The sequence below is a fragment of the Acetobacter indonesiensis genome (assembly GCF_000963945.1).
In the GTDB taxonomy this organism is placed as follows: domain Bacteria; phylum Pseudomonadota; class Alphaproteobacteria; order Acetobacterales; family Acetobacteraceae; genus Acetobacter; species Acetobacter indonesiensis.
This window is the reverse complement of record NZ_BAMW01000061.1, coordinates 1-24,163: the sequence shown is the minus strand read 5'-3', so window position 1 is coordinate 24,163 and position 24,163 is coordinate 1. Positions and strand designations below refer to the sequence as shown.

At 51.5% G+C, this 24,163-nt stretch carries 22 protein-coding genes; 12 read left to right on the top strand and 10 right to left on the bottom strand.

Translation table 11 applies throughout. The features are described 5' to 3' along the window. Positions 1-580: 580 nt before the first annotated feature. From Abin_RS13645 to Abin_RS13635, 3 genes are all read right to left on the bottom strand, one after another. Positions 581-2,404: a DUF4422 domain-containing protein gene (locus tag Abin_RS13645; RefSeq protein ID WP_084593655.1), complete on the bottom strand. Its 1,824-nt coding sequence runs from the start codon at positions 2,402-2,404 to the stop codon at positions 581-583. 363 nt (positions 2,405-2,767) lie between these two features. Next, complete coding sequence (gene glf, locus Abin_RS13640) at positions 2,768-3,919, bottom strand: UDP-galactopyranose mutase (RefSeq protein ID WP_048847874.1); 1,152 nt, start codon at positions 3,917-3,919, stop codon at positions 2,768-2,770. 311 nt (positions 3,920-4,230) lie between these two features. Continuing rightward, positions 4,231-5,694 carry a leucyl aminopeptidase gene (locus Abin_RS13635; protein WP_048847872.1) on the bottom strand — a complete coding sequence of 488 codons (1,464 nt, stop codon included), beginning with the start codon at positions 5,692-5,694 and terminating at the stop codon, positions 4,231-4,233. A gap of 241 nt (positions 5,695-5,935) precedes the next feature. Between Abin_RS13635 and cysQ the strand changes: the two genes are divergently transcribed. The 4 genes from cysQ to Abin_RS13615 all read left to right on the top strand — a co-directional run bounded on the left by cysQ (position 5,936) and on the right by Abin_RS13615 (position 9,903). Next, a complete protein-coding gene (gene cysQ, locus Abin_RS13630; RefSeq protein ID WP_174766865.1) occupies positions 5,936-6,706 on the top strand; it encodes a 3'(2'),5'-bisphosphate nucleotidase CysQ in 771 nt (256 codons plus the stop codon). Positions 6,707-6,827: 121 nt separating this feature from the next. Further along, positions 6,828-7,805, top strand: coding sequence for an L-threonylcarbamoyladenylate synthase (locus tag Abin_RS13625; RefSeq protein ID WP_048847870.1), 978 nt, complete (start codon positions 6,828-6,830; stop codon positions 7,803-7,805). A 9-nt stretch (positions 7,806-7,814) separates the two neighbouring features. After that, the gene (locus tag Abin_RS13620) at positions 7,815-8,342 is read left to right on the top strand and encodes a hypothetical protein (RefSeq protein WP_048847868.1); all 528 of its coding nucleotides are present in this window, start codon (positions 7,815-7,817) and stop codon (positions 8,340-8,342) included. A 127-nt stretch (positions 8,343-8,469) separates the two neighbouring features. Next, a complete protein-coding gene (locus tag Abin_RS13615; RefSeq protein WP_048847866.1) occupies positions 8,470-9,903 on the top strand; it encodes an FAD-binding oxidoreductase in 1,434 nt (477 codons plus the stop codon). Positions 9,904-10,114: 211 nt separating this feature from the next. Here Abin_RS13615 and Abin_RS13610 read toward each other — a convergent pair whose 3' ends face one another. From Abin_RS13610 to Abin_RS13600, 3 genes are all read right to left on the bottom strand, one after another. After that, the gene (locus Abin_RS13610; protein WP_048847864.1) at positions 10,115-10,582 is read right to left on the bottom strand and encodes a hypothetical protein; all 468 of its coding nucleotides are present in this window, start codon (positions 10,580-10,582) and stop codon (positions 10,115-10,117) included. A 33-nt stretch (positions 10,583-10,615) separates the two neighbouring features. Next, positions 10,616-11,308 carry a hypothetical protein gene (locus Abin_RS13605; RefSeq protein ID WP_244895101.1) on the bottom strand — a complete coding sequence of 231 codons (693 nt, stop codon included), beginning with the start codon at positions 11,306-11,308 and terminating at the stop codon, positions 10,616-10,618. A 421-nt stretch (positions 11,309-11,729) separates the two neighbouring features. Next, positions 11,730-12,290, bottom strand: coding sequence for a cob(I)yrinic acid a,c-diamide adenosyltransferase (locus Abin_RS13600; RefSeq protein WP_048847860.1), 561 nt, complete (start codon positions 12,288-12,290; stop codon positions 11,730-11,732). A 57-nt stretch (positions 12,291-12,347) separates the two neighbouring features. On the opposite strand from Abin_RS13600, the gene Abin_RS13595 reads away from it, so the two are divergent. From Abin_RS13595 to Abin_RS13585, 3 genes are all read left to right on the top strand, one after another. Continuing rightward, the gene (locus tag Abin_RS13595) at positions 12,348-12,797 is read left to right on the top strand and encodes a DUF423 domain-containing protein (protein ID WP_255319371.1); all 450 of its coding nucleotides are present in this window, start codon (positions 12,348-12,350) and stop codon (positions 12,795-12,797) included. Further along, on the top strand, positions 12,794-13,720 hold the full coding sequence (locus tag Abin_RS13590; protein WP_086658664.1) for an SAM-dependent methyltransferase: 927 nt from the start codon (positions 12,794-12,796) through the stop codon (positions 13,718-13,720). Before Abin_RS13595 ends, Abin_RS13590 begins: the two co-directional genes overlap by 4 nt. Before the next feature lie 102 nt (positions 13,721-13,822). Next, positions 13,823-14,674 carry a class I SAM-dependent methyltransferase gene (locus Abin_RS13585; protein WP_048847856.1) on the top strand — a complete coding sequence of 284 codons (852 nt, stop codon included), beginning with the start codon at positions 13,823-13,825 and terminating at the stop codon, positions 14,672-14,674. 24 nt (positions 14,675-14,698) lie between these two features. Here the strand turns inward: Abin_RS13585 and Abin_RS13580 are convergent, their stop codons facing one another. Further along, the gene (locus tag Abin_RS13580; RefSeq protein WP_048847854.1) at positions 14,699-14,998 is read right to left on the bottom strand and encodes a hypothetical protein; all 300 of its coding nucleotides are present in this window, start codon (positions 14,996-14,998) and stop codon (positions 14,699-14,701) included. Positions 14,999-15,182: 184 nt separating this feature from the next. Then, a complete protein-coding gene (locus Abin_RS13575; protein WP_086613854.1) occupies positions 15,183-15,749 on the bottom strand; it encodes a hypothetical protein in 567 nt (188 codons plus the stop codon). Between the two features lie 40 nt (positions 15,750-15,789). Between Abin_RS13575 and Abin_RS13570 the strand changes: the two genes are divergently transcribed. Next, the gene (locus Abin_RS13570; protein ID WP_048847851.1) at positions 15,790-16,041 is read left to right on the top strand and encodes a DUF1653 domain-containing protein; all 252 of its coding nucleotides are present in this window, start codon (positions 15,790-15,792) and stop codon (positions 16,039-16,041) included. A 167-nt stretch (positions 16,042-16,208) separates the two neighbouring features. Continuing rightward, complete coding sequence (locus Abin_RS13565) at positions 16,209-16,658, top strand: CHRD domain-containing protein (RefSeq protein WP_048847850.1); 450 nt, start codon at positions 16,209-16,211, stop codon at positions 16,656-16,658. 82 nt (positions 16,659-16,740) lie between these two features. On the opposite strand, the gene acs is transcribed toward Abin_RS13565, so the two are convergent. Together acs and Abin_RS13555 are read right to left on the bottom strand one after the other, a co-directional pair. After that, a complete protein-coding gene (acs, locus tag Abin_RS13560) occupies positions 16,741-18,666 on the bottom strand; it encodes an acetate--CoA ligase (RefSeq protein WP_052948236.1) in 1,926 nt (641 codons plus the stop codon). Between the two features lie 228 nt (positions 18,667-18,894). Further along, entirely contained in the window at positions 18,895-19,344 is a 450-nt protein-coding gene (locus Abin_RS13555; RefSeq protein WP_048847847.1) for a DUF2501 domain-containing protein, read from the bottom strand. Between the two features lie 261 nt (positions 19,345-19,605). Between Abin_RS13555 and Abin_RS13550 the strand changes: the two genes are divergently transcribed. The 3 genes from Abin_RS13550 to putA form a co-directional block, all read left to right on the top strand. Continuing rightward, positions 19,606-19,809 (top strand): hypothetical protein, encoded by a 204-nt coding sequence (locus Abin_RS13550; RefSeq protein ID WP_143217114.1) that lies wholly within the window; start codon positions 19,606-19,608, stop codon positions 19,807-19,809. A gap of 154 nt (positions 19,810-19,963) precedes the next feature. Continuing rightward, entirely contained in the window at positions 19,964-20,668 is a 705-nt protein-coding gene (locus tag Abin_RS13545; protein WP_048847846.1) for a GntR family transcriptional regulator, read from the top strand. A gap of 343 nt (positions 20,669-21,011) precedes the next feature. Continuing rightward, positions 21,012-24,163, top strand: a 3,152-nt coding sequence (putA, locus tag Abin_RS13540; protein WP_258027429.1) for a bifunctional proline dehydrogenase/L-glutamate gamma-semialdehyde dehydrogenase PutA, incomplete at its 3' end; no start/stop codon positions are given.

The following is a 24,163-nucleotide window of genomic DNA, read 5'->3' as shown; positions in this document are numbered from 1 at the left end:
CATAAACACATCACTCACAGGCCACCCTCCATTGGTAAGCCTGTGAATTATAACCTCTCGATCATTTCAATAAATTAATAGATCTTGAGCCTAAGAGTTGAAGGTATGTTTCTTTAATGTTGCAAGCCACATGCTCTGTTTGGCGTGTTTTGTTACCATTTTGAAGCATTTCTTCTGAGCGTAGATTTTGAAGTTTTTCGCCTTGAACTGGATAAGCTGAAAAAATCGAAGAAGGTTTGATTGATGCAGTAGCGTCCTGATTTCAAGTTATAAAACCGCTATTGATGGTTTTTATGCATATATCGTTCCGTATGTGGGGCATTGTAATTAGCCCGCCTACTGAGCCTCTCTTAACGCAGAGGATCATTGCAGCCACATAGTGGCGTTGCTTACGGCAATGAACTCTCCTTCTCCCCCATACAGTCATGACAGACAAAGCAACACAATCGCTAATCGTCATTCTCTACGCCTGTAATTACGCAGAAAAAACATCAATTAATATCTCCTTAATTTTCCTCAATAAAACTAACACACTATATTTACATCCATTCTATTTCACTTTTAATTTTCATAAATTTAACTATTTTCTAATAATTTTTAATAAATAGATAACCAATTTTTCTGGTATTTTGATATTTCTCCTGCCGTAATGCACAGAAAGCACTTTGTCAGTGACACTAATTTTGGCATTTTGATTGTTTTTTGCTAATAAATCATAAAATAATCCCATGCCCATTTTTGTTTGAGGACGATAGAACCAATATAACTTTTTTAAAGGATGCGTACTTGAAAATTTCCATGGCTTTTTTTTGTCTGTAAAATGGACAATGAAGGGGTTTTCTCTTGCTTCTTTTTCTAAAGATGCAGAATAAGCCCTGTCCAAATCATTAACTGAATAAATGCGTGAGTTTACATTCCAATTTAATGGGATTATTTTTATATCATTTTTATAAGAAATATTAATAATATCTTGATCCTGTAAAGTAATATGTTTGCGATTGCCATAAAAAACTTCGGAATAATAAAAACTCAAATTTGAGTATTTTTCAGTAGCCAGCTTGATATCAAATATTAAAATTCCTGCATTTACATAACTATTGTTTGATTTATTCCCAAAAAGACGCCGGGATTGTAAAATACCTCCTTCATCTTGGCAACCGCCTATAATTTTTCCTTGCAAGTCAATATTCCACAGATTTGTTATATCTTCACAAACAATAATATCGGAGTCAAGATAGATAACTCTACTAACAGAAGAAGGAAGAACCTCCTGCATAATAAGTCTATAATATGTGTTTATGCTTATGTATTCTCTGTTAAGTGGAAATTTGTCAATAAATGTGTTTTTTACTAACAAAAATGATATTTTTGTTTTTTGTGAGTATTCCTTTTTTAGATTATAAATATTTTCTACAGACAATCTATCGTCATGAATAATATAAAAATGTATGTTTTTATTGTTTTGAGTATGAGCTAAAATTGAATTTATAGTTGCTTGCGCATGCTGCTTATATTTGTCATCAAATGACATTACAATATTAATACAACCATCAAACAAAATATTTTTCTTATCTGTTCTTTTTTTAATGATTTTCTTTATCAAAAAATCTGAATTAAAGGAAATTTCTTTATCTCCCACATAAACCATAGGAGAATGTCTTATTTTTATTTTTTTATTCTTAGATTTTATGGTTTCAATAAATATATTAGTCAAACGTTCTGCTAGAAAGCCAAAAATTCTTTTTTGATAAGTATCATAGTTAGATATATCAACTTTTTTCTCAACCTCTTCCAATACAGAAAATAAAAATTCACAGTATTTATCAAAAAAATCACGTCTCATAATTGCAATATTACCGAAAAAACATTCGGTTGAATAAATAGAACGAAGCGCATCAATGTAATAATTAGGAAATTTTTCTTTAATAACCAATAACATTAAATCTAAATCTTTCTTATAGTGCTCTGAGCAATAATGGTCGTATGATGATTGAATCTCTTTTGGAATTCCGCATGGGTGAATATTATATATTGGGGAAGTTAAAATTGGATAGTCAGATAATAGGGTTTCACACCCCTCATAAGTCCATGCATTTTTTTCTATATCTTCAAATTCAATACCATTAATATTTTGGTCATAATGTATATCAGGATTGAACGAAACATATCGTCTGTAGTGCATTAAACCTACATAATCATGAGATGTGTTTTTCCAAATCCAATACAAAGCGGTAAGTTCACACCATTCCTTGTTTTTATAAGATATATTGTCTCCGGTATTATCTCCAATCATCCCTGGCAAGACATTATTGGCAATATCTCGCCCAACCTGAATAGGCTCAAAAACATCATTTTTGATTAGCGCCCATGGTTTATGGTGACAAACATACACTTTGATATCCACGAGCAGCTCCTGAAGCCAAGGTTTTTAGATTAAGTTAATTCGCTTATTAACATAAACTTGAATTTATCCAATATGAATGACATCAGAAGTAGGCTAAAAAATTAGTCGTCCCGTTTACTCAACGTGACATTCAGAGGATTTTATCTTACCCAGCTTGAAAATTAAATTTTTCAATATCAAAAACTAATTTTTGCAGTATATTCAGAATAACTCTTAATATATTAAAGCGTGACGGTCTTATTTTTTCTTACCTTATATTATTACAGGACCATTATTTCATAAAAAATTAGCGTGGAAAGAATGATCCTATAATACGAAAAACAGAAAACTCATTAATCAGTTGATATTACCTTGCAATAAATATCAGCTTGGGTCGATAAAGAAAGACGGCAGGTTTAGTTCTGCGGCTTGCAGGGCGCTGTCGATCCGGTCACAGGCGGCCAGAGCCTCGGTGATCGTGACATCCATATCCAGATAGCGGTAGGTGCCCAGACGCCCAAGGAAAGAGACACCTTTTTCTGAGCGGGCCAGTTCAATATAGCTATCCAGCATCTGCTTTTCGTTCACCAGACGAATGGGATAGTACGGAACGTCATCCTCGCCTGCCAGACGGCTATATTCGCGGAAGCAGACCGTCTGGGAGAACTTGTCCTGCTCCCACGGTGCAAAATGTTTGTGTTCGGAAATGCGGGTAAACGGCACTTCTTCGTCACAATAGTTGATAACAGCCGTGCCCTGATGGTCGCCATCGTCCACAAAGCGTTCGAAATCAAGCGTTCTATAACCCAGACGCCCCAGTTTGAACTGGAAGAAGCGGTCAATCGGGCCAGTATAGAAAACATGCTGAAAGGTCTCTTCCAGACTTTCAAACGAACAGCCCAGACGCAGATCAATCCCGTCAACATTCAGAATGTTCTGAACGATGGCGGTATACCCTTCTTCAGGCATCCCCTGATACGGGTGATTGAAGTAGTTATCGTCATAATTGAAGCGTAAGGGCAGACGCTTCAGGATAGACGCTGGCAGTTCAGTTGGCTCAAGCCCCCACTGCTTGCGGGTATAACCATAGAAGAAGGCCTTATAAAGTTCTGGCCCAATCATGCTCAGCGCCTGCTCTTCAAATGAGCGCGGACTGGTGATGGATTTATCTGCCTTGCCCTCGATAAAGGCACGGGCTTCTTTCGGCCCCATGGTTGTGCCGAAGAACTGGTTAATGGTCAGCAGATTAACTGGCAGCGTATAGACACGCCCCTGCGAAATAGCCTTCACCCGGTTGACGTACGGCAGGAACGTGCCGAACTGCTGCACATAATCCCAAGCGCGTTGGTCAGCCGTATGGAAAATATGGGGGCCATATTTATGAATCATCACGCCTGTTTCGGCATCACGTTCGGTGTGGCAGTTACCGCCAATATGCGGCCGTTCATCCACCACCGTCACCTTATGTCCGCGTTCCGCAAGGTGACGTGCAATAATGGCTCCGCTAAAGCCTGCACCAACAACGCAAAATGACATCTCGTTCTCCAGTTGTCTGACCCCACATTGTGGTCAGCATGGCCGAAGCGTTCCGCCCCCGCCATTCATCATGACTGTTTTGTCAGATTGAATACTCTGATGCCAGATAGGCAGACAAGGACCAAACCGTCCTTTTTCACCATCATTCACGGACACAGCCCTTTTCAAAGCTATGCCGGTGACATGAAGCAGAGAGAGTTTTTTGGGAGAACTGGCCTAACAACAACGTTAGCGATAGAAAACAGCTAACTGGAAGGCTTTAACCGTCATCAGGCGGGATGATTATAACCCCGCCTAACGGCTGTAATATGTTAAGCTTTTTCGTGCTGGGTCTGAACAAAATCGTTCAGCAGACGCACACCAAAGCCTGTAGCCCCTTTTGGCTGACCATTGCGTGCTTTGCTAGACCACGCCGTGCCAGCAATATCCAGATGCGCCCAAGGGGTTTCACCCACAAAACGCTTCAGGAACTGGGCTGCGGTAATCGATCCGCCGGGGCGGCCGCCAATGTTTTTCATATCAGCGATGTCTGATTTCAGCAGGGCATCATAGTCTTTGCCCATAGGCATACGCCATAATTTATCGCCCGTTGCTTCACCAGACTGTGTCAATCCGGCGGCCAGCGCATCGTTATTGGAGAACAGGCCAGCATATTCATGCCCAAGGCTGATAATAATAGCCCCGGTCAGCGTGGCCAGATCCACTATCAATTTGGGGGCAAACCGTTCACGCGCATACCAAAGGATATCTGCCAGAACCAGACGCCCTTCAGCATCGGTATTCAGCACTTCAATCGTTTGACCAGAGGCACTCCGCACCACGTCACCCGGACGCTGCGCGTTGCCAGACACCATGTTTTCTACCAAGCCAATCACACCAACGGCGTTTACTTTGGCTTTGCGGCCAGCCAGCGCTGCCATCAGCCCGGTGACGGTTGCAGCACCCGCCATATCCCACTTCATTTCTTCCATGCCAGCGGCTGGTTTGATTGAGATACCGCCGGAATCAAACGTCACACCCTTGCCAATAAAGGCCAGCGGTGCGTCGTCTTTCTCCCCACCGTTCCAGCGCATGACTACGGTGCGTGGTTCAGCATCACTGCCCTGAGCAACGCCCAGAAGCGCGCCAAAACCCAGTTTTTCCATAGCTGGCTGATCAAGCACTTCAACGTCCAGCCCAAGGCTGCGCAGGGTGCTGACACGTTCAGCAAATTCAACAGGGTTCAGCACGTTTGCAGGCTCGGTTACTAGATCGCGTGTCAGTACCACACCACGCGCCACAGCAGACAGCGCAGGCCACGCAGAGTCGGCCTGTGCAGGTTGGGCTGTCAGCACAGACAAACTTGCCAGACGATGCGCTTTATCTTCCGTTGGGGTGCTGTGGTAGAGCGAGAAATGATAAGCGCCCAGTACAGCCCCAAGCGCAACATGGGCAGCATGTGGCAAAACCCCAACCGCAACGGCTGCTTTTTCAGCCTTTGCCAGTGCTGTCGCAACTAAACCGCCTGCTTTTTCAGCGTCTTTGGGTGTAAAAGCTTCTGCTTTCCCAACACCAACCAGCACCACCCGGTCAAAGCCCGCACCCGGCGCCAGCACAACGGTTGTCGCACCCTCTTTACCTGTGAACTCATCCGCCTTGGCTGCACGGGTAATCGCACCACCGGTTGCGTCATCCAGGCTTTTGAACAGCGGAGACGCGTCCTGCCCTTCAGCAACCAGAATGGCCAGCGCACCGCCCTGCGGCAGGGTATCAGCAGAAAATGAAATCTGAAGCATTAAATCCGGGCTCCTAATTGCTTTTTGTCTTGGGCTGTTCATGTATACGCCCTGTTTTCTACCCTGTGCGGATGCGGGAAACAGATAGGCTATGGATACTCTGAAGCAGCTATTCTCAGCCGTCTGGGTACGTCCCCCCTGCCCGCTTGGCAATAGCGCCATGGGGTCATCTCTGTTTTTTGCGCAAAATCAGAGTGACGGGGGCATGACGGGCCAACACTCTTGGCGTATGGTGCTCAGCATGACCAGCCATACAGATGCAGACCTTCTGGCTCTGGCCGCCCGCCTGGCGGAAGAAGCCGCAGACATCATCCGCACCATTCGTGTCCGTGGGTTTGAGACACTGACCAAAACAGATGCCTCACCCGTGACAGAGGCTGATCATGCGGCAGAAGCGCATATTCTTAAAGGTCTACGCGCTGCCGTGCCGGAAATTCCTGTCATTGCGGAAGAAGAAGTTGCATCCGGGCTACGCGGCGCGGTTTCCCCTGCATACTGGCTGGTTGACCCCCTGGATGGCACGCGCGAATTTGCGGCCGGGCGGGATGATTTTACGGTCAATATCGGTTTGGTCAGAAATGGCCGGGCGGTACTGGGGGCCATGGCCCTACCTGCCTATTATCAGCTTTATACCGGGGGCATCGGCCTGCCTGCCGAACGGAAAGACCGGGACGGTATTCATCGGATAAAGACGCGCACACCCCCGGCAGAAGGGCTGAGTGTTCTGGCCTCCCGCCATTATGCAGATGACCCGCGTCTGACAGCTTATCTGGGGGAACGCCGCATTGCGTCTGTTGGCAATATCGGGTCAGCCGTCAAATTTGCCCGCGTTGCAGAAGGCGCTGTAGATTTCTACCCTCGCCTTGGCCCAACCATGGAATGGGACACCGCTGCCCCGCAGGCTATTGTTGAAGCCGCAGGGGGCCACATAACCTTGCTGGATGGCAGCCCGTTGCTCTATGGCAAAACGGACTGGAAAAACCCGCCGTTTGTTTGTACCGGAACCCTGTAATTCTTCCACTCTGGCTTAAATGGGCTGCCACCCTTTCTCCGCACGCCCACAAGCCAGACCTTGCAAAAACAAGGCCCCAGAAGCCAAGCGAGGTCCGTGACCAGATGTTAGACACAACTGCATGACACAGCGCCTTGCCGCTACCTCCTCCGGCCTTGAAACCGCCGCCAGCCTTCTGCGGGCAGGGAAGCTTGTCGCGTTCGGCACGGAAACCGTTTACGGTCTGGGGGCAGATGCCACAAACCCCACTGCCGTCGCCCGTATTTTTGAGGCCAAGAACCGGCCACGCTTTAACCCTCTTATCAGCCATTTTCATTCTGCCGATGCGGCTTTTCAGCAAGGTGTCGCCTGTTCTCTCGCCTATAAACTGGCTGATGCGTTTTGGCCCGGCCCCCTCACCCTGGTCCTGCCTCGCGCCCCCGGCAGCACAGTGTCTGATCTGGCAGCAGACGGATTATCCTCGCTCGCTGTTCGGGTGCCGAGGGGCGAGAACGTGCAGGCATTGTTGCGTGCCGTTGGCCGCCCTGTTGCTGCACCCTCGGCCAATCGGTCTGGCCGCATCAGCCCCTCCGATGCCGCGCATGTTCTGGAGGAACTGGACGGCCGCATTGATGCTGTTCTGGATACTGGTCCATGCGTTGTTGGGTTGGAAAGCACAGTTGTTGACCTGACCACCCCAGACCGTCCGTTGCTCCTTCGCCCGGGTGGCGTTTCGGTGGAGGCTCTGGAGGCTGTATGCGGTCCCCTCACCTTCCCTGAAACAGAGAGCGATGTTGCCCCACAGTCTCCGGGCAGACTCTTGTCGCATTACGCGCCATTACTTCCTGTCAGGCTTAATGCCACATCCGTTTATGCCTCCGAGGCACTTTTGGCCTTTGGCCCTGACCACCCTGCTGGCAGTGGGGCCATTTGGAATCTGAGCAAAACAGGCAATCTTGAAGAAGCGGCCAGTCGTCTTTTTGCAGGCTTGCGCTATCTGGACGCAGAAGGCCAAAAGCTGGGGCTTACCTGCGTTGCCGTGCAGCCTATCCCTTCACACGGGTTAGGGCTTGCCATTCAGGACCGGCTGCACCGTGCTGCTGCCCCCCGGCCGATTTGAGTAGCGTTTATGAGTAATTTTGACCCCAAAGAACTGAAAATCCTGTCTGATATTTTGGCGTTAGTGCTCGAAGATCAGCCCGGACAGTCTTCAAGCGCGCTTGAAGCCATTAAAAACAGAGCACGCCGTGACAACGTTACGGGTGGCGCACTGAAAAACCTGTTTCAGGCAATAGCGCCCAACCCGTCACAAGTGCGCAGCAACCGCACAACGCGGGTCAACAACACGCCAGCCGATGAATATCGCGTTAAACTGCGGCAAATGACCGATAGCATTAACAAGCTGGACCGTGACTTACGCAGTACCCGCGCACAGAACGAAAACCTGAAATCACAACTCTATATGACGCAGCAGGCGCGGGCAGAAACACAGGCCATGCTCTCCCAGCTTCAGGCAAATGACACTTACCCCCGGCTATTGATTATTGGTGTTGCGACGATTGCCGGCCTTTTGACTGGCATTGCGGGCACTGAAGTCTTTCATCTGCTTCAACATGCTGTCAGCACTGCAACCGATAATGCACGCTACCTTTACTGACAGCGCAATTAAAATGGCCTGTGTCTTTGCCTTAAAGGCGCGCTTTCCTCTTTTCCGCCGTTCATGCGGGCAGTAACGCACAGCCCACATAAACTCCTTCTGTTTTGACAACCAAGGTTTGCTTCTCATGTCTGATACACCTCTGCCAGCCCCCCTGCATGATGCTCTCCTGTCCCTGCTCGGCCCCGCCGGTCTCCTGACAGATGCAGGCGATACGGATGCCTTCTGCACAGACTGGCGCTTGCTGTATCACGGTCGCTGCGCAGCGGTTCTGCGACCAGCAAACACCGAGGAGTGTGCAAAAGCTGTTGCCCTGTGTGCCGAACATGGCGTTCCCATGGTGCCACAGGGCGGAAACACCAGCATGGTGGGCGGCGCAACCCCAGATAACAGCGGGAAAGCGGTTGTCATCTCGACCACCCGAATGACGCGTATTCTGAACATTGATCATGCTGACCTGACCATGACGGTTGAAGCAGGCGTAACCCTGAAAGCCGCGCAAGATGCCGCATGGGCGGAAGATCTGATGCTGCCTCTTTCCATTTCATCGGAAGGGTCGGCTGATATTGGCGGTGTGCTGGCGACCAACGCAGGCGGCAATAATACAGTACGTTATGGCAATGCCCGCGAGCTGGCACTTGGCTTGGAAGCCGTGCTGCCTGACGGGTCCGTGCTTGATCTGATGCGTAAGCTGCGGAAGGACAATACAGGCTACGCCCTTCGCCAACTTCTGGTTGGGTCTGAAGGCACATTGGGCATTATTACGACTGCCGTTATTCAGCTTCAGCCGCGCCCCCGTTCACGCGAAACAGCCTTGTGTGCTGTCGCAGATGCGAAAAGTGCGCTTGATCTGTTTGCTGCGTTCAGAAAACAGGACCCCGCCGCCATTCAGGCTTTCGAGTATATGTCCGGTACTAGCATGGCGTTGGTTAACAGCCTGATTGAAAGCTGCCCCCTGCCGCTGTCTGAACCTGCGCCCGCTTATGCTCTGGTTGAACTGGGCAGCCCGCGTAACGATGATAGCCTGCGCACCCTGATGGAAGAAGTGCTTGGCCAAGCGCTTGAAGACGGATTGGTAACAGACGCGGTTCTGGCCGAAAGTGAAACCCAGCGTCAAAACATCTGGATGATCCGCGAAGAACACGCCGAAGCCCAGAAACGCGCAGGTGCTTCTGTTAAAAATGACGTTTCCGTGCCGCTGGCTGCTATTCCTGACTTTATTGCAGAAGCCACCAAATCCTGTGAAGCCCTGATTCCCGGTATCCGCGTTGCCCCCTTCGGCCATATTGGCGATGGCAATATTCACTTCAATCTGGTGCAACCTGAAGGGGCTGATGCGAAAGCGTTCCTGGCACAGGACCATGCCATGATGGATACCGTGACTGATATTGTGCGTAAATTTGGCGGATCTTTCTCGGCCGAACACGGGGTAGGCCAGCTGAAAACCTACATGATGCCGTCATGGCGCGGCGGTGCAGAACTGGAAACCATGCGCAAAATCAAAGCAGCACTTGACCCCCATAACCTGATGAACCCCGGAAAAATTTTCCTGCAGGGTTAAGGCGACTATCCTGTTATTTTTGGTGGAATGATTCCGCCACTTCTAAAATCTACCACTCTCAAAAGAACAACCGTGGTGAAATTTTCACCACGGTTGTTTATTAAATCATGCAGATTTGTGCGGCTGTTAGAATCCCCAGGAAAGACTACCCTTCAGGTGTGACAGAAATACATCACACACCGAAACAATGTAGGACAGAAACAAACAGCTTTCATTTTTTACGGGAAAAGAAATCCATCTCGGGCCGGCGAAGCGCACCTAACTGGATCAGAAAAGCCGGGAGCATAATAAGCCCCAGTTCTGGGCCACCCAACAAAACAGCCCCAAGTGTAAACAGCGGTGCCAGACGCCGCTCAACCTGTGCAGCGAGGGGGCTACCACACGCCAGAACAGAGCACAGGCCTCCGACTGCCAGCATGACAGCAGCAGAAATGGCACGGAAGGGATGCCGCAACACATTGGGGGTCAGGCCCCCCATAACGCTATCAAGAGACGACATATCGGACGACCAACCAGCCAACCCGAACAGAAAGGTGAAAGGCAGAACAAGAACGCCGAACACGTCTTTCAGCAATAACAGAAAGCCCATAACAAGCGGTGGCAGCAAAAGAAATGCAACGCCAACCGCAACATCGGCTATCAGAAAAACAAGTGCAGGCGTGATTGTTGTATTCTTCATTGCCTGCACTTTAAGGCAAAATACGGCAGAACGTTAGTCTTTCCACCATTTTACCGGCTGTGGCTCGTCATCCAGAATTTCGTCTTCTCTGACTTCATCCAGAGTAGCCATTTCTGTTTGCGGGTTAAGACGCGGGCGGCCACGCGGCTTGGCTTCTAACTTTTTGCGCAATCCGTCCATTTCTTCTTCCATGGACGCCAGATCACGCTGAAGACTGCGGACTTCTCGTCCACTATCTGCCAGTTCCTGTTCACGCTGCTGAAGTTTTTCTTTCAGTTCACGCACCATCAGGTCCGCATGAACCTGGCGGGTTTCCATCCCCTTCTGAACAGACTGAAGGTTGATAATCTGCTGTTCGGCTTCTTCTACACGCAGCTTTTCATCTGCCAGTTGCCGACGAAGTTTTGAAACTTCCGTGTTTTCTTCATCTGTAAAATGCACGGCACGAGACGTGGCCATTTTACCCGGCATAGCCAGCGTGCGCGGGGTTGTGCGCGCCAATGAGTGTTTTTCAACCTGCACATCGCCATCTTTTACAAAACGACGACGCTTGCCCTGCGCGTTGTCCACTGATGGACGAGGAGAAGAATGAGGCTTTGCACGGGACGGTGCGCCCAGTCTCTCCAACGCATTCCGCAGAGAGGCCTCTTCAAATGCTTCATCCTGACTTTTTTCAGCCACGGGTGTTGATAAAAAAGACGGTGTCTTCATAAATTCGGAAGTCACTCTACTATGTACTTTCCTGACTTTGCCAATAGGCTCCTGCATTCTTAACAAAACACTACCTCAGTTCCCTGACGGCAGAAAAGAATAGCAAGCTGGTTTACCCCGATCAGACGAATAAACTGAAAGGGTTATGTTAAATGTGGATAAGGGGACATTCCGTGCATCCGCTATCTGGAAACGGAATTCTTTCCTGAGCGCCTCTCTAACACACTTATTTTGTCTTTCCAACACCATACCCACACAGCACAACACTTTAATCTTTGCGCTAAGGGTATGGAGGCCATTCCGTCTGCCGTGTTTTTATTACTTTTGCGTCACACTTCTATTCCATAGAAACACACTATTCCGTGACTAATAATCCACATTTTTCGCTTTTCAATACTGTAATAACGCAATCAACCTACCCTATTGTTCAGCTATTTCAGCTTGGGGTCCATAAAATATCTTCTTTGCCATCGCTGTTAAAATGACGGGCAAGAACAAAAAAATAATCTGACAATCTGTTTAATATTTTCAGGAGTGAGGGATTGAGGCTTTCAACTTCCGCCAAAGCAACCATACGGCGTTCCGTTGTCCGGGCCTGTGTGCGGGCAAGATGCGCCCACGCGGCCGCAGCAGTTCCCCCCGGCAGAACAAAACTGGTCAGGGGAGCCTGTTTTTCCTGCAATGTTGCGATTTGCTGTTCCAGCCAGACGACCGTTTTGCTTTCTATGCGCCGTGCCTTGTCTGCTTTTTCCGTCATGGGCTGACACAAATCAGCACCCATATCGAAAAGCATATTCTGTATCTGCTTCAAATGATCATTGACTGGTGTACCGTCACGCGCCTGCGTGCGCACAAGACCCACAACGGCGTTCAATTCATCCAGACACCCCATCGCCTCTATCCTCAGGCTGCTTTTCGAAACGCGCTGCCCATCTCCCAAAGACGTCTGCCCTCCATCACCACCACGCGTTACAACTTTGTCTATCCGTATGCTCATTAGGCCGTCCTCATAAAATACTTGCTCGTCATGCCATAGCGCACCAACGGGCCAATCGTGCTGTTGAAAACTGTTTTTCTATTTTCGCCACGCCCCGATGCGCCTATAGAAATGACCATCATGCTCACATCCCTTCTGCTTCCGCGCCTGTGGCGCATCTGTGGTGCTTTGCTTGCTGGCACAGGCACCATTCTTGGCGCGCTTATTGCTCACCTTCCAGATACCCGTTTTGGAGAAGGTGGCAGGGTCATGGCCCATGGCGCTATGGAAATGCAGATGTGGCACGCACTAGCCCTTCTGGTTCTGGGCTTAACGTGCCCCCAGAAACCGGGGCGTCTTATGGCTTTTGGGGCGTGTGGGTTGCTGCTCGGCACACTATTATTTTGTGGCGGCGTTTATTACACCGCTTTTTCTGGCCACCATGCTGCCCATATTGCCCCAACCGGCGGTAGCATCCTCATTCTCTCCTGGCTTTGCCTTGCTATCGGGTGGATGGTACGCGCGTGACACAGACAATTAAAGGCGCTTGGTTAGCTGCTGCTGGGCTGGAAAGCGTGTTGGAGCAAGACCTTGCCCGGCGGGGTGTCACTATTGACCGCTGGCACGGGCAATTAGCGCTTTCTTCTCATCCTGCTGTGTTTTCTCCTTGGGCGCTGGATATCTGGCTTGAGCCTGAAGTTGCTACTATCGCCTCGATCCGCGATGCAGCAGAGACATTGCGTAGCAGGCAGCGGAACTGGAGCCTGTATGCGGCAGACTGCTTCCGTCGCACTGCGCTTATTGAAGACAGACTCCCCCCGGTAAAAGCAGCTCCGCTTACTTTCCCCACTGCACCGCCAACCAGCCCTTTAGGCGCATGGACCCTGCTGGACGCCACGACGCTGCTGTTTTCTGCCCGCAAAAGCAGTCCGTTTGTGAATGGCACACCCCAGTTTATTGAAGACCGCATCGGGCCGCCCTCGCGTGCTTATCTGAAATTGTGGGAAGCCTGCACGCGTCTTGGTCACTGGCCCCAGCCGGGTGAAACCTGTCTGGATCTGGGCGCAACACCGGGCGGCTGGACATGGGCCATTGCCAAACTGGGTGCGGATGTCACAGCGGTTGACCGTGCGCCGTTAGACCCAAAAGTTGCCGCCATGCCCACCGTGTCTTTCCGTCAAGGAAGCGCCTTTGGCCTTGACCCTAAAGAGTTACCCGAAGCTGACTGGGTTTTTTCAGACATTATCGCCTACCCTAAACGGCTTCTGGCCCTCGCTACGCGATGGATCGAATCAGGCCGTACAAAACAGCTTGTTCTGACCGTAAAGTTTCAAGGTGAAACTGACCACGATATTGTCAGCGCGTTTGAAGCCATTCCCGGTAGCAGTCTCGCCCACTTAGCCCAGAACAAACATGAATTGACATTTTTCTGGAAAAAACCGGACGCCTGACAACAGGCGCCTGCCTCTCAACTCTGCGCAAAAAGCGTGTCTTCTTATGCCTGACGCCGGAGTAAAAAGATACGATCATTCTTGGTGGGGAGCATTTTTACAATGACACCTCTTGTGCAAAGCTGCCCCAGCGCTACCGCGCTGCATATTGCCCGCCAACGTGCTCTTCATCAGATAGTGGATAGCGAGGTGTTTTTTGCTGATCCTCTAGCTTTAGCTATTCTTGGCGAGACAGCCGAACACCTTGAAAAAGCGGAAGCAGAGAGTGCCAAAACGCGTTTACGCTATTTTCTGGCCGCCCGGCACCGCATTGCAGAAGATGCTCTAGCCAATACGCTCTCTAGCGGCATGAAGCAGGTTGTTATTCTTGGTGCAGGGCTGGATACACTCGCTTTAAGAAACCCTTTCCCCAACCATCACCTGCATTTTTTCGAAGTTGACCGGCCAGACGTGCAGCAATGGAAACTGGCACAGTGTCGCCAGCAGGGCCTAACTCTGCCCGTCAACCTGACCTCTGTGCCAGTCAATTTTGAAACTGACGACCTTGCAGACCGCCTTGATGAACATGGGTTTGATCGCACCCAGCCTGCATTCTTTATATGGCTTGGGGTTGTGCCCTACCTGTCCCGTGCAGCTATTGTGCAAACGCTGACGTTCGTGGGCAGTATCCCAAAAGCACATATTGTCTTCGATTATAATGAACCGATTACAAATTACGCAGAACCTGAACGTGAAAGTTTACGAGCCAGAGAGCGTGCTGTTGCGGCCTTGAACGAACCTTATCTCTCCCGATTTAACCCTGAAGATATTGACACGATTCTGACTCATGCCGGGTTTTCGTTCGTGCTTGATCGGGACCGTTATGATCTGGCAGCCTATTTTGGCAAAAATGTCATCCGACCTGCTGGCAGGCAAGGCAGCGCGCACATTGTACAGGCATGGCGTGAAACATAGCCACACTCTCCCTATACGCATCCCTTAATGACGTGACAGCAGACGCTCCCCTACCCGTACCAGCACGACAGCAATCAGAAAACATAGCACCATCAAACCTGCGGCAATCATCTGCTGCTGTTTGGCAATGCCGTCTGCGGCAAGAGTTTGCAAAATCACGCCCCCAACGTGCCATCCGGCGACTTTATCAAACCAGAGTAGCGCAGCCAGAAACTGGCGTAACAGTGCAATCAATACGACTGTTACCCCCACAGTCGCTACGGTTTTCAAAACTGTCCGCTTCAAACTAACCGGCGCAGAAGACGCTGCTTCTTCTTTAGTCATCAAAGTTCCATTTCATGGCTCTGTCTCGTTTCCCCTTTAACCAAAGAATGCAGCTCTCACCTGCTACAACATCTCTGATTTGTAATGGTGCTTAAGACGCCCATCAATACAACCTTAGGTTGCAGACATATCAGTCGGCGCAAGTGGGAGAAAACCGTTTGCGCGCTCTCTCCCGACCAGCACTTTATTGCGGAATGGTGTGTCCCTTTTTCCGCATTTCCGCCTGATGGCGCTTGATGGATGTTTTAAAACCAGGAAGATCAGTCGCAGCCAGCGTATCGACGTAGGTGTTGTTTTTCCAGATCCAGCGGTCTGAACTATCCACCATGATATCCCGCATGCCACCGTGGGTGGTGTGCAGCAGGCTGACAGGACCACTGACGGAATCGAGAATTTTGGTCCATGAACTGCCGCGCTTCAGGTAAATATCGGTCGAACACCCGGCAGAACCACACAAACTGGCAGACTGCACCTGCACAAAAAGCGCAATATTTTTACCGTCAGGAGAAAGAGGCGCTGAACCAATCAGCACCAGCGGTTTTTCATGATGGCGGGCCGCAGCCGCCAGATCATCCGAATTCAGCCGCATGGCTTCGGCTTCAAGGCCGCTACCCGGCTGATGCGTCATGATAACCGGGTCAGCCCCTTTCTGGGCAGAGGTGTGGGCTTTTTTGGCAGCATGCGCAAAAGGTGTGGCAGCCAGAACAAGACCTGCTGCCAATACCGGATAAAGAACCAGAGAACGCTTCAAGGTTGCGATCCTTCCGCAAGCTGTGGAAAAGCTATGTGCCATGAATACTCACGCTCAAAATACAACCGATACCATCCCGCCTGAGCACCCACGCCCCGGCCTGTACCGACACTACAAGGGAGGACTGTATACTGTTCTGTGCGTCGGACGCCACAGCGAGACTGAAGAATGGCTTGTAACATACCGTAGCGAAGCGCTGGGTAGCTATTGGGTGCGCCCTTTGAGCATGTGGCAGGAACCCGTGAATGGCATGCCACGCTTTGATGTGGTTAAAGAAAACACCGAGAAATAGTTACGAAAGTGAACTATTCAGAGTGATTGTTTCCCTTTCTGGAACAACCCAGGAAGTTGACTGAAAGACGCGACACAAACTTACCCAGAAAATAATCCGGAACTTTTCCAGAAATGGTGCGTTTTTGACCCCTGTAAGGACATTATAGTTTTTATCAGGAGACAATCATGATTTCCAAACGCACTATTACTTTCAGCGCAGCACTTCTTACCGGCGTTCTGGCTATTTCACCAGTTCTGGCCCACGCTGAAACCATTGCATCTGAAGGTCATTTCGCACCGCAGAAAGCGGCTGGCGCAGAAGTAACAGGCGGTGTGCGCGCTACACTTGAAACGCGCAACAACCAGCTGAGCTACACCATCACCTGGAACAACCTGTCTGGTCCGGTTGTGGCAGCCGAACTTCTGGCCGCTAAGTCCCTGACCGACACGGCCGAAAAAGTGGAGCCACTGAAGGGGCCGTTCACCTCTCCGCTGACCGGCACCATCACCCTGAGCGCTGACGAAATTGAGCAGTACCGCAATGGTCAGCTTTATGTCAGCCTCGGCACCGCTGCCCACCCACATGGTGAAATCCGTGCGCAGCTTACGCCTTCTCCGGCCGCCGCTACCAAATAAAAGATCATCGCCTGATCTAAAGAAAAAAGGCCTGATGCTTTGGCATCAGGCCTTTTTCATATTCGCACTACAGAACCTTTGTTCAGCTTTCCTGAGCCTTAACTGTCGCAATGAGTTCATCCACAATTTCCGGGTCTGCCAGAGTGGAGAGATCCCCTAGCCCTTCCAGATCATGCGCCGCGATTTTGCGCAGCAGGCGGCGAACAATTTTGCCTGACCGTGTTTTCGGCAAATCCCGCACCACGTAAATTTTTTCCGGCACGGCATAACGTCCCACGCCCGCAGCAATAGCCCGGTTGACAGCCTCCGGATCGAAGACCCCCTGTTCTCGTGGCACAACAAAAACAACCAACCCCTGCCCCTTCAGGTCATGAGGGATTCCTACGGCTGCACTTTCAACAACTTCATGATCAGTCGCAACGGCATCTTCAATTTCGGCCGTGCCAATCCGGTGCCCGGACACATTGACAACGTCATCAACACGGCCAGTTATCCAATAATAGCCATCTTCTTCCCGGCGGGCCCCGTCACCTGTGAAGTAGTACCCGGGGCATGTGGTAAAATAGGTCTGCCGGAAACGGTCGTGGTCCTGCCAGATAGACATTGCCTGACCGGGCCATGAACGGGCCATGCAAAGCAGCCCTTCGCCAGCGCCGGTTATTTCCGTCCCCTGCGCATCAAGCAGCACTGCTTCCACACCCGGTAGCGGACGGGATGCCGCACCGGGACGTGGCACGACGCACCCTGCCGCGGCCGTAATCATCACGCCACCTGTCTCGGTCTGCCACCATGTATCAACGACCGCACATCGGCCCTTGCCCACTTCATCATGGAACCAGTGCCACGCCTCAGGGCTGATTGGTTCACCCACCGTGCCAAGAATTCGCAGGCTTTTGAGTGAACGGCTGCGCACAACCGTATCATCCTCACGCATGGCGGCGCGCACCACCGTTGGCGATGTGTAAAAAACAGTCACGCCATTGCGGTCTATCACATCCCACCAGCGTCCGGGCTCCGGCCAGGACGGCAGGCCTTCATAGACCACTATGGTGCCGCCATTGGCCAACGGACCATATACAACGTAGGTATGCCCCGTTATCCAACTGGTATCAGCGGTGCACCAGAAAATGTCGTCAGCCTTGTGATCAAAAACTACAGCATGGGTAAAGGCAGCCCACGTTAAATAACCGCCGGTACTGTGTACCAGCCCTTTCGGGCGGCCCGTGCTACCAGAAGTGTAAAGAAGAAAAAGCGGGTCCTGAGCGTTCATGCGTTCGGCAGGGCACTCTTCCGCTTCACGTGCGACTTCATCCTCGTAGCGCAGGTCTCGACCGGCCTGCATCGGCACGCTGACGCCAGTAACTGGCACCACCAGCACATGCCGGACCCGACTTGCCGCGCCACACCGTGTAATGGCGTCATCCATCGTGGTTTTGCTGGGAATACGCTTGTCACCCCGGCGCGCAACGTCAGCCGTCAGCACGACGACTGCTGCACTATCCGTCAGGCGCTCTGCCAACCCTTCAGCCGAGAAACCACCAAACAAAACAACATGAATGGCCCCGATACGCGCACAGGCCAACATGGCAATAATGCCCTCGGCCACCATGGGCAGATGGATGGCAACACAATCCCCCTTTTTGACACCCAGCCGCCGCAATACATTCGCCAGACGGCAAACGCGCGCATGCAAAACCCGATAAGACAGAACTTCGCGCTGGCCGTCGTCCTGCCCTTCCCAAATGAGGGCCGTTTTGTCGGGGTGAGTCGCGACGTGGCGATCAAGACAGTTTTCAGAGGCATTCAGAAAACCGTCTGCATACCAGTCTATCCGCACATCATTCAGGAAATCTGACCGGGAGGCTTGGCTTGGCGGTGTCTGCCATGTCAGGCGGCGTGATTGCTGTAACCAGAACGCTTCGGTCTGGCTGTGCGCGCTGCGCACCATGTCGTCATATTGCCCGGCTGACAGTGTTGCCTCACCGGGGGTGACAAACGCTTCTGACACGTTCTCCCGCCCTTTCTTATTGTTGTTACCCCGGTCATTTTTATCCAGGGCCGAAATGGTTTCATCACATTAACGCGATGAGGGAAAGGTATGTGGCCCGATACGGCCAAATTAAAGTTGGTTTATTATAACAAGAAAAAAGGCCGACTGCCTTAAGCAGCCGACCTTTATCAAATTCATGGTTTACCCCGCACGGTTCAGACCCGCAGGGAAACCTGATGCCCTGTTTTACAGAGCAGCTTTGGCACGTGCCAGAACCGCTGCACAGGTTTTCTGACGCACTGGAATACTGGATGTTGCAATGGAGTATGTCTTGCCATTGGCCTGAAGCTGACCAGCCGTGCCACGCGCATAGAACATGTTGCCTTCCTGACCATCAGGCACGGCATTGGTTTTCTGGTTGTATGACTGAAGCACCTTGAAGCCATCGTCATAGTCAACGTAGTTGCCCTGCGTACAATAGTTCAGCAGGCCACCCACTTCGATCGGGTTGATTGACCCCACATAGCCTGACAGGTCAGTATCCGTCAGGGTTGCGGCTTTAACACCCGCTTCAGCCTGTTCGCCGCCCTTTGAAACCGGAGCAGGCGTATCAGCAGCATGCGCAAAAACAGGTGCGCCAGCCAGCATGGTGGTTACAGCAAGCGCCGACAGGGCACGCACAGAAAACAGTCTCATTCAGAATCTCCCTAGCGGAATATGGGGCAAACTTTCCTGCAAACAGCCTAAAGATCAAGCCAGCCCTGTGCGCATATCAGGCATGGCAGACCTCAGAACCTGATCGTTTTTTTAATGTCTGCGCGCTGATAGCACCGGCACAAGCGACAGACCCCGTGTCATAACAACGGCTACAATGGGGCCTGATACGCGGCCCTTTGCCTTTTCGCATTGCCTATCAGAGGATGCAGTAGCTTCCGGTAAAAGGAAAGATACCTTCCCTTGATTGGTTTTTTTCGTTTCACACCGAGTATCAGAATACTCCCAGCCCTGTCGGAAGGCAGCGCACGCAATCGGTTTGGCCTGCTACTGCAAGACACCGAAAAAGCACACTGGTTAGTCTCACTCACCGGCAGCAATACCGCCTCCCGCACCATCAATCACGATATAGTGACCACTACAACCAAGAGCCATTTCCTGCTGTAAGCTCCACCAGATGGGAACGCTACGAGACTGAAGCACTTTTAAACCCAAAATCGCTCATCACTGCCTTGAAGCAGAGAACAGCTTGGCAACGGGCTGCCTGCGTCTCTATGATAAATAGACACGACTCTGAAATGAATTCGGGAGCGCCCGCCGCATGTTGCCTGCAAGCCTTTTTCTAAAACCGGAATTTGCAGGCCACGGCACCGCGTCAGAAACCATATCAGCCGCCCTCCGCAAAGCCATTCTTGAAGATGCCCTACAGGCCGGTCAAGCTTTGCCGCAATCAGAACTGGCCAGCGGATTTGGTGTTAGCATCATTCCTGTGCGCGAAGCCCTGAAACGCCTGGAGGCAGAGGGGTTGGTCGCTTTTCTGCCAAACCGGGGCGCCACCGTTGTCGGCATGAACGAGGCCGATATCCGTGAATATTCGCAGATCCGCGCTTTGCTGGAAGAACAGGCCGCAGGATATGCTGTCAGAAACATGACCCGCGTTGATCTGGCCCGTATAGAAGACGCCTATGATGCATTTGTACAAGGTGTAAGTGGGCCAGATGGGGCCCAGAAATCTGGCGCTCTGAACCGTGCGTTTCATAACGCAATCTATGCTGCCGCCGACAAACCTCGCCTGCTGGAAATGATTGATGACCTCCACAACAAACTGGACCGCTATATTCGCGGCCATTTGTTGATAGAAGGCCGCAAAGCGACCACGGACGAAGAACATTTTGCCATTCTGGAAGCCTGCCGCGCCCGGGATGCAGACCGCGCCGCCCGCTTGACCCGTATCCACATTCTAGACGCCGCCGATATTTCAGTAGAAGTCTTTCGCCGCAAAACCTCTCTGGCAAAAGTCAGCTAAACTTGACGGGCTTTGCCCGGGCCAGCCTCCACGCACCACAGACGCACGCCCTTGGGTGCAGAAGCCTCAAATTCCCGACATTAATAACAAGCCCTGCCTGACCATCAAATCGGGCATCAGGGTGCATGCGCCTCCCTTGGGTGTCTCGTTCTCCAGCAAATTGTTCCCTCGCTTTCAGGTCTTTTTTGGCAGGCTCATTTTGACTCTCAAAGGCCTGTGATTTCTGCGGCTCAACTGAACAATATATGATCTTGCAAATCATATATTATCGTGCGAAGGACAGAAATCGTTATGGAGCCAAAACTTCCTGAATCCCTTGTGACAGGAAGCCCAGACTCGCCACATGCCGGATCAAAAAGCCATGTCATCTTGTGACACTTTCGCCCCTGCGTTTTCTTCCCGCTCCCCATTGCGCAAAGCGATTATCGAGGCCATTCGCACACCTGAAGCAACGTGCGTAACCGCCATGACGCCTGAGGCAACTCTTAGCAAAGACGAAAGTCGCAAGACCACGGCACTCGCCACAAATCTGGCCGCGACACTCCGTGCGGAACGTAACCCCGGACTGGTTGAAACACTGGTGCAGGAGTTCTCACTCTCCTCCGCCGAGGGTGTAGCCCTGATGTGCCTGGCCGAAGCACTGCTGCGCATTCCAGACATCGCCACACGGGATGCCCTGATTCAGGACAAGATTGGCGAGGGCGACTGGCTGGCTCATGCCTCACGCGGGCGGCCTTTGTTTGCCAATGCAGCCGCATGGGGACTGGCGCTGACAGGCGGGCTGGTTGCTGAACGAGACGAAAAAAACCTGACAACCTCCCTGATTGGTTTTGTTAACCGTGCAACCAAGCCGGTTATCCGCAAAGCTGTGGATGCCGCCATGCGCTTGATGGGCGAACAGTTTGTGCTGGGCGAAACTATTGAGCAAGCCCGGAAAAACAGCGCCAAACTGGAAGAAATCGGGTTTTCCTATTCCTATGACATGCTGGGGGAAGCGGCTTTCACGGCACAGGATGCCGCCCGTTACAGGCAGGATTACATCAACGCCATTCATGCCATTGGCCGGAGTGCCAAAGGCGCGAATGTATATGAACGCCCTGGCATTTCAATTAAACTTTCGGCTCTGCACCCGCGCTACGTCCGTGCCCAGCATCACCGCGTCATGACAGAACTGCTGGCCGTTGTGCAGGAACTGACACTTTTAGCCCGCAGTTACGATATTGGCATCAATATTGATGCCGAAGAAAGTGAGCGGCTGGATATCTCGCTCGATCTGCTGGAAGCACTGTGCCACACACCGGGGCTTGAAGGGTGGAACGGCATTGGTTTTGTGGTGCAGGCTTACGGAAAGCGCTGCCCCTACGTGCTTGATTTCATCATTGACCTCGCACGGCGCACCAACCGACGCCTGATGGTTCGTCTTGTAAAAGGAGCCTACTGGGACAGTGAAATCAAGAAAGCACAGGTTGATGGGCTCTCTGATTTCCCGGTCTATACCCGTAAAAGCCATACCGACATCAGCTATATTGCATGCGCACGGAAACTGCTGAGCGCACGGGATGTCATTTTTCCGCAATTTGCGACCCATAATGCCCGCACACTTGCCACCATATACACACTGGCAGGCAACAAATTTGAAGTTGGATCATACGAGTTTCAGTGCCTGCACGGTATGGGTGAACCCTTGTACAAACAGGTGGTGGGCACAGACAAACTTGGGCGGCCAGCACGCATTTACGCCCCGGTTGGCACGCACGAAACTCTGTTGGCTTATCTGGTGCGGCGTCTGCTTGAAAACGGAGCCAATTCCTCGTTCGTCAATCAGATAGGCGATGAAGCCATCCCTGTTTCTGCTCTGGTAGAAGACCCGCTGGAGGTTGCTCGTACATTTTCACCCTATGGTGCCCCACATTCTGAAATCCGCAAACCAGCAGACCTGTTTGGCACAGAACGCCGTAATTCTGCCGGGACCGATCTGGCTGATGACCGCGTTCTGTCCGCACTGGCGGACGGATTAAGCAAAGCACCCAAAACATGGAACGCAGTCCCCATTGTGGCGGGTCAAAAACCCAAAGGCTCACAGACCCCAGTCACCAACCCTTCTGACCGCGCAGATGTGGTGGGCACTGTTATTCTGGCAACACAGGACACGGTGAAAAAAGCTGTTACCGCGGCAGAAAAAGCAAAAGCAGACTGGGCTGGTACGTCCCCCGCAATGCGGGCGGATATTCTGGAAAAAGCGTCTGACCTGCTGGAAGCCCGGCAGGATGAGCTTCTGGTCCTCCTGTCGCGCGAGGCTGGGAAATCTTTACCCAATGGCATTGCTGAAGTGCGTGAGGCCGTTGATTTTCTACGTTATTACGGTACCACAATCCGACGCGACTTTAATAATACTACACACATCCCCCTCGGCACAGTGGTGTGTATTAGCCCATGGAACTTCCCGCTGGCCATTTTCACCGGCCAGATTGCCGCCGCATTGGCCGCGGGTAATGTCGTGCTGGCCAAACCGGCCGAAGAAACGCCGCTTATTGCAGCCGTTGCTGTCGGTATTCTGCATGAAGCGGGTGTACCTGCCGCCGCACTGCAACTCCTGCCCGGAGAAGGGGATATCGGTGCGGCTCTTGTCGGGGATGACAGAGTTGCAGGCGTCATGTTCACCGGCTCAACGGTGGTAGCACAGGCAATCAACCGTCAGCTTGAAACCCGCCGCACCCACACTGGGCAGCCGGTGCCACTGATTGCAGAAACTGGCGGTCAGAACGCCATGATTGTCGATTCTTCGGCGCTGGCAGAACAGGTTGTTGCAGATGTTGTTGCTTCTGCTTTTGACAGTGCGGGCCAGCGCTGTTCCGCCCTGCGCCTTCTGTGCGTGCAGGAAGACTGTGCGGACCATATTCTGACCATGTTACGCGGTGCCATGCGTGAATTAAGCCTTGGCAACCCTGCCCTGCTCTCAACTGATGTGGGACCAGTCATTACGGCAGACTCTGCTGAAGGCATTAACAAGCATATCGCGTCCTTCCGTCAGAAGCTGGCCCCGGTTTTTGCTCTGCCGCTTCCAGAACACTGCGCCAAAGGCAGCTTTGTTCCGCCAACGCTTATTGAAGTGACTTCAGTGCGCGAAATGGGTGGAGAAGTGTTTGGCCCCGTCCTGCACGTTCTGCGTTATTCCCGTAGTGGATTGCCTACCCTTCTGGCAGACATCAACGCCACCGGATACGGCCTGACGTTCGGGCTTCATACCCGTATTGACTCAACCGTGCAGCAGGTTCTCAGCCACATTGATGCCGGGAACCTGTATGTAAACCGCAATACCATTGGGGCTGTTGTTGGCGTGCAGCCTTTTGGTGGCCGTGGTCTTTCTGGTACTGGCCCCAAAGCAGGTGGCCCGCTGATCCTGCGTCGCCTGCTGGCGCAGGTGCCCGCAGTATCCGCTTTTGTGCGTGGCACACTGCCCCCCGCCATGGCCGCATGGACGGACTGGCTGCTAAG

Coding starts and splice junctions, on each gene's coding strand:
- glf (WP_048847874.1), bottom strand. CDS start 3,919: ATGTCATTTTGCGTTGTTGGTGCAGGCTTTAGCGGAGCCATTATTGCA.
- Abin_RS13635 (WP_048847872.1), bottom strand. CDS start 5,694: ATGCTTCAGATTTCATTTTCTGCTGATACCCTGCCGCAGGGCGGTGCG.
- cysQ (WP_174766865.1), top strand. CDS start 5,936: ATGACCAGCCATACAGATGCAGACCTTCTGGCTCTGGCCGCCCGCCTG.
- Abin_RS13625 (WP_048847870.1), top strand. CDS start 6,828: ATGACACAGCGCCTTGCCGCTACCTCCTCCGGCCTTGAAACCGCCGCC.
- Abin_RS13620 (WP_048847868.1), top strand. CDS start 7,815: ATGAGTAATTTTGACCCCAAAGAACTGAAAATCCTGTCTGATATTTTG.
- Abin_RS13615 (WP_048847866.1), top strand. CDS start 8,470: ATGTCTGATACACCTCTGCCAGCCCCCCTGCATGATGCTCTCCTGTCC.
- Abin_RS13610 (WP_048847864.1), bottom strand. CDS start 10,582: ATGAAGAATACAACAATCACGCCTGCACTTGTTTTTCTGATAGCCGAT.
- Abin_RS13600 (WP_048847860.1), bottom strand. CDS start 12,290: ATGAGCATACGGATAGACAAAGTTGTAACGCGTGGTGGTGATGGAGGG.
- Abin_RS13585 (WP_048847856.1), top strand. CDS start 13,823: ATGACACCTCTTGTGCAAAGCTGCCCCAGCGCTACCGCGCTGCATATT.
- Abin_RS13580 (WP_048847854.1), bottom strand. CDS start 14,998: ATGACTAAAGAAGAAGCAGCGTCTTCTGCGCCGGTTAGTTTGAAGCGG.
- Abin_RS13570 (WP_048847851.1), top strand. CDS start 15,790: ATGAATACTCACGCTCAAAATACAACCGATACCATCCCGCCTGAGCAC.
- Abin_RS13565 (WP_048847850.1), top strand. CDS start 16,209: ATGATTTCCAAACGCACTATTACTTTCAGCGCAGCACTTCTTACCGGC.
- Abin_RS13555 (WP_048847847.1), bottom strand. CDS start 19,344: ATGAGACTGTTTTCTGTGCGTGCCCTGTCGGCGCTTGCTGTAACCACC.
- Abin_RS13545 (WP_048847846.1), top strand. CDS start 19,964: ATGTTGCCTGCAAGCCTTTTTCTAAAACCGGAATTTGCAGGCCACGGC.